Genomic DNA, 12,088 nt, shown 5'->3' with positions numbered 1-12,088 from the left:
CTTCTTATAAATGGTTAGGTCCTAAAGAGTGAAAAGTGCCATCTCCGGAAGCAAATGGCCCTTCACGCACAATATCTCGATGTAGTGCTTTGCGAACAGCCTTATCACTCATCTTCTGACGTGACTTTTGTTCACGTTGATGAAAGCGATTTTTAATCTCCGCAATGGAATAGCCCTCCGCTAGTAAATCTTTGATTTCCAATAAGCGATCCATATCATTTAATGAAAAAAGACGACGATTCCCTTCGTTTCGCTCTGGTTTAACCAAACCATGCTCTTCGTAGTAACGGATTTGACGATCCGTGAGATCCGTCAATTTTCTTACACTCGACATAGGAAAAACAGCCAGATGGCGACGTAATTCTTTTTCTTTCATCATTCGAACCTTTCTGTTATCCATTATAAAACCGGGCAAGACATCTGTCAAGATATCATGTCAGTTTTTCTAACTTATTCTTTTTAGTAGCATGCTCCGTATTCGATTGATATCATAATTCACCAAAATCGCCACAAATACACCAAAAAAAGTTTCCAAAACTCTAGTAAAAACATAGAGCACCGATTCACCAGATGGAATCGATAAACTAATAATCAAGAAAGCGGCGGAACCTCCAATAATCGCACCACCTGTATTTGTCGCCACACAAGTCATGATTGTCAACATGACCCCTATCGGAACACCTAAAAGAAGGACCCAAGAATTTCCTGGAAAAGCCCGCTCTAAAACAAAATAAAAGAGGGCATAGAATCCACCAATACTATTCGCAATCACACGGGACATCCCAAAATGAACACTCTGATTAAAATCCTCCCGCAAACTAAAAATTGCTGTTAAAGCTGCAATCTGCATACCGTCCCATCCAAACCAATGAAAACAGACCAAGACTAGAAAAACCGATAAACCGGTTTTAAAAGTCCGCATACCTAGACGAAATTTCTTAGGATCAAAACGGTAACGTTTAAAATAACGAAGTATATTCATAAATGATTTACCCAAAGTAAAAAGTTGGGGGACTACCGTCCTCCCAACCTTAGCGATCATTCTTATTTTTCAGTCAAGGCTGCCAAACCTGGCAGTACTTTTCCTTCAAGCAATTCCATTGAAGCACCACCACCAGTTGAAATCCATGAGAATTTATCTGCACGGCCAAGATTGATTGCTGCTGCAGCAGAATCACCACCACCGATAATTGATTTCACTTCTGGCTGTTTCACAATGGCATCCATAACACCGATAGTACCTGCTTGGAAATCAGGATTTTCAAAAACACCCATTGGTCCATTCCAGACAACTGTCTTAGCACCTGTCAAAGCCTCGTCAAATTTAGCAATAGACTTAGGACCAATATCCAAACCAAGGAAGCCTTCAGAAACAGCTTCAGCTTCTGTATCACGAACTTCTGTATAATCTGCAAAAGCATTTGCTTCTTTAGAGTCTACTGGCAAGAGCAATTTACCGTTTGCTTTTTCAAGAAGAGATTTTGCTACATCCAACTTATCTTCTTCAACAAGTGAATTTCCAATTTCAATCCCTTGTGCTTTGAAGAATGTGTAAGTCATTCCACCACCGATTAAGACTTTGTCAGCTTTTTCAAGCAAGTTTTCGATAACACCAATCTTATCTGAAACTTTTGATCCACCAAGAATCGCTACGAATGGACGGACTGGATTATCCACTGCCTCTTGAATATAAGCAATCTCATTTTCCAAAAGGAAACCTGCTACTGCTTGCTCAACGTTCGCAGAGATACCAACGTTTGAAGCATGTGCACGGTGTGCTGTACCAAAAGCATCATTTACGAAGATGCCATCTCCAAGAGAAGCCCAGTATTGACCCAATTCAGCATCATTTTTAGATTCTTTTTTACCGTCTACATCTTCAAAACGAGTATTTTCAACTAGAAGAACTTGACCATCTTCCAAAGCATTGATAGCTGCTTCTAATTCAATTCCACGAGTTGCACCAGGAATAAAGACAACTTCTTGACCCAATTTTTCAGCAAGTGCTGCAGCAACCGGTGCCAATGATTTTCCTTCTTTATCTGCTTCTTCTTTTACACGACCAAGGTGAGAGAACAAGATTGCACGTCCACCTTGTTCAAGAATATACTTGATTGTTGGAAGAGCAGCTGTGATACGGTTATCATTTGTAATAACGCCATCTTTCAAAGGCACGTTAAAGTCCACACGAACAAGAACCTTCTTGCCCTTCAATTCAACGTCTTTTACAGTCATTTTTGCCATGATACAAAAACCCCTTTAAATTTTTTATACCTCTCCATTATACCACACTTGCTCTCATTGTGAGAAAGAAAACAAAAAACTTATCTAAGATTTACCTTCAAAAAAACTCTACTCAAATCCCAATCGCAAAAGATAAGCTCTCTCATCCTTACATGCTCTCCCCTCACCTTTGAACACCATCCCTTTACTTAATCGCACATTCAAAAAAGCCCGCCAAGGGCGGACTTCTCACTCATTGATTATTTTGCAAGTTTTGCAAAGTACTCAAGTGTACGAACCAATTGAGCAGTGTAAGACATTTCGTTGTCATACCATGAAACAACTTTCACCAATTGCTCACCATCAACGTCAAGAACTTTTGTTTGAGTTGCGTCGAACAATGAACCGTATGACATACCTACGATGTCTGAAGAAACGATTTGATCTTCAGTATATCCGTATGACTCATTTGCAGCTGCTTTCATTGCTGCATTCACTTCATCAGCAGTTACGTTCTTATCAAGAACAGCTACCAACTCAGTAACAGATCCTGTTGGAACTGGTACACGTTGTGCAGCACCATCAAGTTTACCATTCAATTCTGGAATAACAAGACCGATCGCTTTAGCCGCACCAGTTGAGTTTGGTACGATGTTTGCTGCTGCTGCGCGAGCACGACGAAGGTCACCACCACGGTGTGGACCGTCAAGAACCATTTGGTCTCCTGTGTAACCGTGGATTGTAGTCATCAAACCTTGTTTCACGCCAAAGTTATCGTGAAGAGCTTTAGCCATTGGAGCCAAGCAGTTTGTAGTACATGAAGCACCAGAGATAACTGTTTCACTTCCATCAAGAATGTCGTGGTTTGTGTTGAATACAACAGTTTTCACGTCATTTCCACCTGGGGCAGTGATAACAACTTTCTTCGCTCCACCTTTAAGGTGTTTTTCAGCAGCTTCTTTGCTTGCAAAGAAGCCAGTTGCTTCAAGAACGATCTCAACGCCATCGTTAGCCCAGTCAATTTGCTCTGGGTCACGCTCAGCAGATACTTTAACGAACTTACCGTTTACATCAAATCCACCATCTTTAACTTCAACAGTACCGTTGAAACGACCTTGAGTTGTATCGTATTTCAACAAGTGTGCAAGCATAACTGGATCTGTAAGGTCGTTGATACGTACTACTTCAACACCTTCTACTTCTTGAATACGACGGAAAGCAAGGCGTCCGATACGTCCGAAACCGTTGATACCAACTTTAACTACCATTCGTGATTTCCTCCTTATGAAAATCAAAAAATTTATTGTGAAAAGAGTAACTTGTATGGTTACAATCTCTTTCAACAAGTCTATTATACCCTTAATTCAATAAAAAGGCAACAACCGATTGCAGTCTCGCAAAAGTTGTGCTCTCCTAGCAAATTCCAAGTCAAGTTCTTTTACAGACCGACTGGGAGGTGTTATACTATTACTTGTAAGCGCTATCAAATAAGGAGGTTTTTATGGAAACCAAAACAATTTCTAATAAGACGGGGATCTTAATGTTCTATACCCTCTTACTTGCTTATATTACTTTCGCGGCTAGCTGGGTTGGTGGCTCTACCCTCGGTCCGCAAATCGTTGCTACTTTCTTCGGAGATAAAGGAGTTGACCCAACCATCTCTGAAATGGTTAACTACACTATCACCGTAGCACGTGTTATTGCCAATTTCTTAGCTGCAGCTGTGCTCGTTAAATTCGGAATCAAGCGCTCCGCTTTAATTGCTATCGGACTGCTCTGCTTTGCTCTTGTTGCAGTATGGATGCCTAATTACTGGCTCTACATCATCGCACGCATGATCATGGCTCTAGGAGGATCCATGATTATGGTCTATATGAATCCGATTGTTGTTCGCTTTGTAAGTCAAGAAAACAAAATTTTCTACTCTTCGCTCATTACAGCAAGCTACAACATTGGTGCTTTCATCATTGCGATCGCCTTCGTTCTATGGGCTGATGCTCTTCGTTTCGATTGGCGCATCACCTTGTCCGCAGTTGCCCTCGTAGCAGTTGTTCTATTTGTACTTTGGTTCTTCAAAGCTCAAGACTTTGAAACAAGTACCAATCAAGCACAAACTCAAGAAACTCCATATTCTTATGCGCAAGCTGTAAAAGATCCGTTTGTTTGGCGCTTTGCCACTGGTTTTGCAGCCTTCCTCATTCTCTATGTTATGTCCTTGAACTCTATTCCAGGACAACTTGCAAAAGAATTTCCTGAAATCTTTGTCTCTGGTTATATGATCTGTGCCATTTCAGGTGGTGGAATTGCTGGAACCTTGGTACGCCTCAAGAGCCCTGTAAACCGTCCTCGGAAACCTTACCTTATTCAACTAGGAATCCTTGCTGTTCTTGCTATGGCTTTAGGAATTGGGAGCATTGCCCTACTTAGCCTCCCATGGCTCGGTTACCTATTCTTTTTCATCACAGGTTTCCTCATTTTCTACCAATATGCTGTTTACCTCAACATTCCTCATGAATTACCAAATATGAATCCACAAAAAGCCACACTAATGTTTGGAATCATTTGGGGACTCACTTACGGACTTTACACCGTCTTAAACTACTTCTGGAGTTGGATTTACGGACACATCGGCTATTGGCCATCAACTCTCTTTTACCTAGCCGTACCGCTTATTTACTTACTCATGATTCTAACCTTACCAGAAACCTACAAAAAATCGGTATAAATTGATCAACGAGGCTAGCCAAAAAGTCTTAGAATTAGAAAACAGCTTAGAATTACGTCATTAAAACGTTGATTCTAAGCTGTTTTTTTCTATTCAAATTTCAAGCGAAGCCGGAAATTGTTAGTTTTGCCCAGCCTCGTATTTTTATAAAATGAACAGCTGAGGTAGAAAGTATTTTTGCCATATCTATACAAAAAAGTTGGTCTCAAGACAAGCAACAACAGGGTACTACAAACTATTTTTCCAATTCTGCTACAATTGCATCCAACAATGTTCCCTCTTTCAAACTAGTAACCTGTGTCACAACTTCTCTCAAAGGTTTTGTAGCCATAAGTTCTTGTAAGTCAAGGGCTTGTGGATCGTTTGCATCACGATAAGCAAACACAGACGCAACCGTTTCTAACAAATGCTGGTAAGACAAATCACGCTCTGCTAATTCACGAATAGGACGAATAAAACGTTCATCATATCCTAATTTTCGGATTGGCGTCCTAGCTACACGCGCAACGTCATCAACAATATATGGATTTTCAAAACGATTGATAATAACCTTGTGGTAATCTTCTAAACTAGCTTGATCAAAGCCCCATTTAGCGACCAACAAGCTGCGGATTTCTGCCAAAACGGCCTCAACTTGATGTTTGACTTCTGGATTTTGCAAAGCTTCAAGAATCGTATCCGCACCAAACTTAGCTCCAGTATAAGCAGAGGTAGCATGTCCTGAGTTTACAGAGAAGAGTTTCCGTTCAATGAAAGGTTCCAACTCTTCCTCATAATGAACCTGCTCTAACCGAAGTTGAGGATTTTTCATGCCTTTCGTTTCCACAACCCACTCTTTAAAGGGTTCTACCACCACATACAGAGGGTCTTCATGGCTTTGAGCTGGAACAATCCGATCCACAGCTGCATTTGGGAAACCAACATGTTTCCTAACATAAGCTCGTCCTTCTTCAGATAGATAGGTATCTACCTCCTTAGCAAGAAAACTTGATCCACCAATCATATTCTCACAAGCTAAAACATCTATATTTTGATGGTTATGTTGAGCTAATCGCTTTTCTAAGCCACGAGCAAGAAGCTCTGCAATAAAGGGAAGGATATTAGGACCAATAGCAGTCGTAATTAAATCTGCCTCGGCAATAGCTTGGATAACTTGGTCCGGATTCTGAGCATTATTGATACCACGAACATGTGAAAGATGAATCTTGGGTTGACCTTCTTGAGCAATCTCGATTGTATAGCTTTGTTTCTTATTCAGTGCACCGATAATCTCTTCATTGACATCCACAAAGGCAATTTCAAAGTCGTTATCATGCAGAACTTGTCCAATAAAACCACGACCAATATTTCCGGCACCAAAATGAACTGCTTTTTTCATAGCTCGTCTCCTCCTAGGCTACACTTTCTAATAATTTTCTAATCTCTTCTGCACTCTGAGCATCTGCTAATTTTACAACGTTATCAACATCGGCACAAAAGATTGAGATTTTCTGAATCATTTCCAAATGATCATCCCCTAGACCCGCAATTCCAAATAAAATCGTTGCGATCTGAGGATCTTCCTCTGTTCCAAAATTAACCCCCCCAGGTACTTGAACAATCGTAATACCCGAAGATAGAACTTCCTTCTTAGCCGTGTCCGTTCCATGCGGAATGGCAATAAAATTTCCCATATAAACAGAAAGATCCTCATTGCGTTGAATCATAGCTTCAATATAAGCTTCTTGGACGTGTCCAGCATTCACCAATTGACGTCCACAATAGCGAATAGCGTCATCCTTATTGGCAAACGATTGGTTTAGATGAATGAGTTGGTTTTGAAGTTCCATAATTATTCTCCAATTTTTTTCATTTTTTCTGCAAAGATCGTATTCAAAAGTTGATAAAGAATTTCTTGATTTCCTGTGCGGTAAATCTCTGTGTAAAGTTTATTTTCAATAATTGATTGGCTAATAGCTGTCATCAAATCACGAACCTCTTCCAATTCTCCCACTGGTGTCACCATCATCAACAAGCGTGAAACAGGCTCCCTCTCCTGATTCATCGAAAGGGTAGAAACAGAATTTGGCAATTGCGCAATCAAAAACTGACTGGTCCCCACTTGACTCGTCTGGGTATGAAGAAGTGCCAAATTGGTGTGCGGTATCGCCAAGGGACTTTGATAAAAGCGATTCAACAATTTCTCCGTCACATAATTAGAATCAAAAACAGATTCCAATTGTCCAACCACGGTAGCAACTGCTGCCTCAAAGGAAGGTTGAGAAGGCAATTCCACTAAACGAAAAGACTCCAATAAATGACGACTCGCCTCTAGATAAGCTGGCAAATCATAAATCTTCTCCTCCAATGTCCCTCGTTCTCTTATAGTCCGATTTTCTTGAACCCGCTGCAAGGTTTCTTGTAATTCTAGCATTTCCTGTGTACTTGGAAAAGTGGAGATAAGCTGAAATTCTTGTTTCGATAGAGGTTTTGTTGTTAAACAATAATCATAAGATTCTAGATGCAACTGCTCTAACTTACTCGAGCTTTTTACATCAATCCCCTCCACAAAAGGAGCAATCGTTTTGATTTTCGAAACTAAAACACTTGCTGACAAAGGACGCTCATCTGTCACAAGCAACAAACGAATTGGGAAAATCTCTGGACTTCTCCGTAAACTCGCTGCAAAATGCAAAGTCACTAATTCATATTCATACTCATTGTGCATGTAAGCTGGAAAGAACTCCTGCACCAGTAAGCTAACCAAACGGTGCAAAAAAGGATTTCCCTGACTGGTTAAAAAAGCCATATTGGCCGTTTTGGCATCTGGAAACAGAACTGGAACTGCTAAACTCAGCCGTATGTGGTTAAACAAGAAAGAAAAAAGCAACTGGTCCTTCATGAAATCACTCTTACTAAATCGTGAAACGGAATCAATGAGTTGCGAGACACTGTAATAAAAACGACTATCAAAACTCTCTCGAAAGAGAGGAGTCTCTTGACGACGAATGATCACTTCATCAATCATCGTAGCAAAATAGACAATTTCCTGGACATTATAAAATTGCTTGGTTGCTAAAGAGAGTTTTCGAAACAATTTTTGGGAAAATTCAAGAGCTTCTTTAGATAATTCAAGAGACTGCTCTAGTTGTTCTTGACCATTAGCTAGAGACAAGAGTAGAATGAAAAACTGCTTAAGTTTTGCATCCACTTCTCCTAATAGAGGAACAAATTCTTCAAATAATTGCCTACAAACCGCTACTCGTGAGGGAGCTAAAATAGCATACTCTGCATAATGATCCATCCAAAAATCTTGTACACTAATTGCATTTGCTAGAAGAATTGCAAGAAGGCGACGTTTCTGCGAAGCTGTTCCTAACAAAGTATAGCCTTGTGTACGGGATAATTGGATTTGAAAATCCCTTAGTCTAACTTCAATAGCTGCTATATCCTGAATCACCGTCACATTAGATACTGAATATGTTTCTTGGAGCTGCTCGTTTGTCACAACTTGACTGGCTAGCAACAAATCATAAGTCATTAAAAGTTGACGACGACTCGGACTATGGACTTCTTGAGCATGAGACTCCGTGAGCTGAGCTAAATCTCCTTCCAAATAATATTTTCGTCCCTCCTTCAAGAACTCTATTCCCTTGGAATCTAAATAAGGACTTAAATCCGATAAGGTTCGGTAGACTGTCCGTGAGGAAACTTGTAAAATTTCGGTCATTTCCTTCAATGAAAGCTTTCCTATTTGAAGGAAAGCTTTTAGAAGGTCTTCTTCACGTTTGCTTAGTATCATAGCTTTATTATACTAAACTTTTTACTTATTGATGGATGCGATCAACCATCTTGTCATATTCTGGAGTAGTCACCAAACTATCCACTACCAACAATTGAGCTTCTGGTGCGGCTTGTTGAACCGCTGACTGTTGTGAAATCGTGGTTACTAATAAAATATTTTTAGCATTATGTTCTGCTAATTGAGTTAGAGGAACAGTCGCAACTGGAATACCGATACCACGATTTTTGAAGATGGCACTCAGAGTAGCTTGCCCCATTGTTGCAGAACCTTGAGCTTGACCATAGGGAAAGACAACCTCATCTACATAGTTTAAATCTACTTGCCCTCGTGCCTGAGGTTGTGGATCGACTTCAAAAACAACTGCTGGCTGTCCTGACAATCTACTAACAATGTCATCGTATTTAGGAGATGTTAAAAAGTTATCTACAGCAACATGAATTGCCCGTGGAGTTCGTTGAGCAGCACGATCTGCCAATTCCTCTTGAGTAACAATCAAGGTGTTCTCTGTGTCTTCCAAGGCTGAGATAGCCTTGTTAGAAACTGGAATATCCAATCCAGCTTTTTTAACCTTATCACGGAGGAGAGAAGCACCCATAGCGGAACTACCCATCCCTGCATCACAGGCGAAAATGATTTGTTTTACAGTTGCAGAAGAAATTTCCTCAGCAATTGGAGCCAGAGGTTGTCCTTTTGATGCAGCTTTAGCAGCCTTGCTTGCTGCTTGTGCCTCTTCCAAACTTTCCCCAGCAGATTTATCAGCCTTTAAAATAATAGAGGCAACTAAGAAAGAAGCAACTGCTCCAGCAAAAACACCTGCAAGAACTGCAAGAAGGTTAGCAAGGTACCCATACCCTTTAGGAACCATACCCATAATGGCAATAATAGAACCTGGAGAAGCTGCTGCTCCAAGACCTGCATTTAAGAATTGAAAAGCAAAAGTACCTGAGACACCCCCAGCAATAGCGGCTAAGAATAGAGCTGGTTTCATCATGACGTAAGGGAAATAAATTTCATGGATTCCACCAAAGAAGTGAATAATCATCGCACCCCAAGATGATGATTTAGCAGAGCCTTTTCCAAACATGGCATAGGCTAAGAGGATACCTAAACCAGGACCAGGGTTAGCTTCCAAGAGGAATAGAATCGATTTACCAGTCTCTAGTACCTGCTCAGCACCTAGAGGTGTAAAGATACCGTGATTAAGAGCGTTATTCAGGAAGAGAATCTTAGCTGGCTCAATGATAATATTGGCTATCGGTAATAGCTTCATAGCTACAATCGCCTCAACACCATTTCCAATCATCGCTGTCATGCTCTCTACAAAAGGCCCTACAATCTTGAAAGATAAGAGCATTAAGGCAAATCCAAGTAATCCAGCTGAGAAGTTATTAACCAACATTTCAAAACCTGGACGAATCTTAGGCTGCACAGCTTGGTCAAATCTCTTGATAGCCCAAGCACCAAAAGGTCCTACTACCATGGCACCAATGAACATCGGAACGGTTGTTCCAGCAATAACCCCCATTGTAAGAATAGCTCCCACTACTCCTCCCCGTTGACCGTAGACATTAAATCCACCTGTATATCCAATTAACAGGGGCAAGAGGTAAGTAATCATTGGACCAACAATAGTCGCAAAGGACTCATTTGGTAGCCAACCTGTCTCAATAAATAAAGAAGTCAGTACACCCCAAGCGATAAATGCACCAATATTCGGCATAACCATATTGGACAAGGTTGTCCCTAACTTCTGTAGACGTACACGAAATGATTGCGATTCCATGATACGACCTCCCATCTTTGATTTCTATCCTTAGTATACCGACAAAAATTCAGACAGGGAACTCAAATCTTGTCACAGTTTTTGTGACACAACCAAAAAAATCGGCGAGCTCACCGATTTCTTACTATTTTTAAAAAAAGCCAAATTCCCATAAGGAGGGTCACTCCATTGATAGCCAATCCAAGCATTTGGATATTGTCATATATGCTAGGGATTAATAAACTGAGAATGGCAAAAAAGGTATAAAGAGTAACAATAGCAGAATTCACTAAGGATAACTCATCATGATTGTAACTTGCATAAATCAATTTATTAAACATATTCCCTGAGATACCAATAATCACAAATCCCAGAAAGAGAAAGAACAGTTTAAATTGAGGAATTGGTATCAAAAATACCAAAACAAAGGACAGGCCTGACAAAATATAATCTAAAGGAAAAAAGACTCGAGGATCCATCTTGATATAAGGTGCAAGGATTGCTCCTAAAAGATCAGCCCCACGTTGTAGGCCTAGAACTAAACCCAGATAGGCTACCGAATAACCTTGAGAAATCAGGTAAATCGGTGTAAGGGTCAGCAGTAAATCTGTCCCACCACTCAAGGCAGCTTCTGTCACAACAATATAGAAAGAATCTTTGGATTCTAATAAAGCCTTAAATGATGCAGCTCGTTCGATTATCACTCCCTGAACTTCCTCCTCAATTTCATTCCCCTTAGAATCTGGAATGCGAAGGCGGAATAGGAAATAAAGGGCCGCGATAAAGAAGGGCAAACTTAATTACATTAAGATCAAGTAAGAAATAAATCCTAAAAGTACAGATGCAACAAAATTACTGGTAATATCCAAGACATTTCCTGCCAAATATTGGACATCTACTGACTTGTCAAGCAAATCATCGTTATTATCCAAGACGGAGGGAATGACCTTCATTTGCAAGTTATTCAAACAGACAGTCACAAAGCTAAAAAGTAAATTCAGACTAACCATCCATGGAAGTGACCAAGACTGTAGCAAACAAAGTAAAATGCCAACCATGATGAGCAACTGAACCAACTGCAAACTCAATATCGCCAATCGATTCTTACGAATAGCTTGTAAATAGGGGCCATAAGCAGCCGCAAATAAACGCGGTAACATCCCAACTAAAGTAAAGAGGGATAGACTCGCAGCATCCACCTGATAAACCTGAACTAAACTAAGTGATAACGCAATCAGGTAAAAAGAATCCGCAATATTCCTGCTCGCTGAACTTAGAATGAGTCGATAAAAATTAGGGGTGAGATTAGCCCACTTCTTCTTCATTTAAAATCACCACCTTCCAGCCTATAATTGCATGTAAAATAGCAGCTTTATTCACTTAGGTAAAACACAAAGTATAATCAACTGAAACTAGAATGGGACAAAAGAGCCTCAAGAAAAGTATCGTAATTTGGCAATACTTTTCTGAGATGCTTTTTGATGTGAGCCCATATTTTTTCGATAGGATTGTACTCAGGTGAGTATGGAGGGAGAGGTAAAAGTTTATGTCCCTGCTCCTCACATAAGGATTTTATACTACTCATCCTATGGAA

General features: G+C 40.3%; 12 protein-coding genes. 1 reads left to right on the top strand and 11 read right to left on the bottom strand.

Going from position 1 to position 12,088, the window contains the following annotated elements; translation table 11 throughout:
• Positions 1 to 4 precede the first annotated feature (4 nt).
• From E4T71_RS02640 to gap, 4 genes are all read right to left on the bottom strand, one after another.
• Positions 5 to 376, bottom strand: coding sequence for a MerR family transcriptional regulator (locus E4T71_RS02640; RefSeq protein WP_135036493.1), 372 nt, complete (start codon positions 374 to 376; stop codon positions 5 to 7).
• Between the two features lie 69 nt (positions 377 to 445).
• Positions 446 to 982 carry an aromatic acid exporter family protein gene (locus tag E4T71_RS02635; RefSeq protein ID WP_135036448.1) on the bottom strand — a complete coding sequence of 179 codons (537 nt, stop codon included), beginning with the start codon at positions 980 to 982 and terminating at the stop codon, positions 446 to 448.
• Between the two features lie 62 nt (positions 983 to 1,044).
• On the bottom strand, positions 1,045 to 2,244 hold the full coding sequence (pgk, locus tag E4T71_RS02630; RefSeq protein ID WP_135036443.1) for a phosphoglycerate kinase: 1,200 nt from the start codon (positions 2,242 to 2,244) through the stop codon (positions 1,045 to 1,047).
• A gap of 239 nt (positions 2,245 to 2,483) precedes the next feature.
• Complete coding sequence (gene gap, locus E4T71_RS02625; RefSeq protein ID WP_135036440.1) at positions 2,484 to 3,491, bottom strand: type I glyceraldehyde-3-phosphate dehydrogenase; 1,008 nt, start codon at positions 3,489 to 3,491, stop codon at positions 2,484 to 2,486.
• A gap of 233 nt (positions 3,492 to 3,724) precedes the next feature.
• On the opposite strand from gap, the gene E4T71_RS02620 reads away from it, so the two are divergent.
• On the top strand, positions 3,725 to 4,948 hold the full coding sequence (locus tag E4T71_RS02620) for an MFS transporter (protein WP_135036438.1): 1,224 nt from the start codon (positions 3,725 to 3,727) through the stop codon (positions 4,946 to 4,948).
• 235 nt (positions 4,949 to 5,183) lie between these two features.
• On the opposite strand, the gene E4T71_RS02615 is transcribed toward E4T71_RS02620, so the two are convergent.
• The 7 genes from E4T71_RS02615 to E4T71_RS02590 form a co-directional block, all read right to left on the bottom strand.
• Complete coding sequence (locus E4T71_RS02615; protein WP_135036435.1) at positions 5,184 to 6,326, bottom strand: mannitol-1-phosphate 5-dehydrogenase; 1,143 nt, start codon at positions 6,324 to 6,326, stop codon at positions 5,184 to 5,186.
• Between the two features lie 13 nt (positions 6,327 to 6,339).
• Entirely contained in the window at positions 6,340 to 6,777 is a 438-nt protein-coding gene (locus E4T71_RS02610; protein WP_135036432.1) for a PTS sugar transporter subunit IIA, read from the bottom strand.
• Positions 6,778 to 6,779: 2 nt separating this feature from the next.
• A complete protein-coding gene (locus tag E4T71_RS02605; protein WP_135036430.1) occupies positions 6,780 to 8,729 on the bottom strand; it encodes a BglG family transcription antiterminator in 1,950 nt (649 codons plus the stop codon).
• Positions 8,730 to 8,754: 25 nt separating this feature from the next.
• Positions 8,755 to 10,518, bottom strand: a complete 1,764-nt coding sequence (locus E4T71_RS02600) for a PTS mannitol-specific transporter subunit IIBC (RefSeq protein ID WP_135036491.1) — start codon at positions 10,516 to 10,518, stop codon at positions 8,755 to 8,757.
• A 107-nt stretch (positions 10,519 to 10,625) separates the two neighbouring features.
• Complete coding sequence (locus tag E4T71_RS10180) at positions 10,626 to 11,198, bottom strand: hypothetical protein (RefSeq protein WP_228062335.1); 573 nt, start codon at positions 11,196 to 11,198, stop codon at positions 10,626 to 10,628.
• Positions 11,199 to 11,294: 96 nt separating this feature from the next.
• The gene (locus E4T71_RS10175; protein ID WP_228062334.1) at positions 11,295 to 11,819 is read right to left on the bottom strand and encodes a hypothetical protein; all 525 of its coding nucleotides are present in this window, start codon (positions 11,817 to 11,819) and stop codon (positions 11,295 to 11,297) included.
• A gap of 77 nt (positions 11,820 to 11,896) precedes the next feature.
• A partial coding sequence (locus E4T71_RS02590) for a transposase (protein WP_194181245.1) occupies positions 11,897 to 12,088 on the bottom strand: 192 nt, incomplete at its 5' end.

Origin of the sequence: Streptococcus sp. WM07 (genome assembly GCF_004570525.1) — a bacterium.
Lineage (GTDB): Bacteria > Bacillota > Bacilli > Lactobacillales > Streptococcaceae > Streptococcus.
The sequence above is the reverse complement of the archived record's forward strand: the minus strand, read 5'-3'. Positions and strand labels throughout refer to the sequence as shown.

What these genes read in the sequence shown, in the direction of transcription:
- E4T71_RS10175 (WP_228062334.1), bottom strand. Translation starts at nt 11,819, where the DNA reads ATGAAGAAGAAGTGGGCTAATCTCACCCCTAATTTTTATCGACTCATT.
- E4T71_RS02620 (WP_135036438.1), top strand. Translation starts at nt 3,725, where the DNA reads ATGGAAACCAAAACAATTTCTAATAAGACGGGGATCTTAATGTTCTAT.
- gap (WP_135036440.1), bottom strand. Translation starts at nt 3,491, where the DNA reads ATGGTAGTTAAAGTTGGTATCAACGGTTTCGGACGTATCGGACGCCTT.
- E4T71_RS02635 (WP_135036448.1), bottom strand. Translation starts at nt 982, where the DNA reads ATGAATATACTTCGTTATTTTAAACGTTACCGTTTTGATCCTAAGAAA.
- E4T71_RS02615 (WP_135036435.1), bottom strand. Translation starts at nt 6,326, where the DNA reads ATGAAAAAAGCAGTTCATTTTGGTGCCGGAAATATTGGTCGTGGTTTT.
- E4T71_RS02640 (WP_135036493.1), bottom strand. Translation starts at nt 376, where the DNA reads ATGAAAGAAAAAGAATTACGTCGCCATCTGGCTGTTTTTCCTATGTCG.
- pgk (WP_135036443.1), bottom strand. Translation starts at nt 2,244, where the DNA reads ATGGCAAAAATGACTGTAAAAGACGTTGAATTGAAGGGCAAGAAGGTT.
- E4T71_RS02610 (WP_135036432.1), bottom strand. Translation starts at nt 6,777, where the DNA reads ATGGAACTTCAAAACCAACTCATTCATCTAAACCAATCGTTTGCCAAT.
- E4T71_RS02605 (WP_135036430.1), bottom strand. Translation starts at nt 8,729, where the DNA reads ATGATACTAAGCAAACGTGAAGAAGACCTTCTAAAAGCTTTCCTTCAA.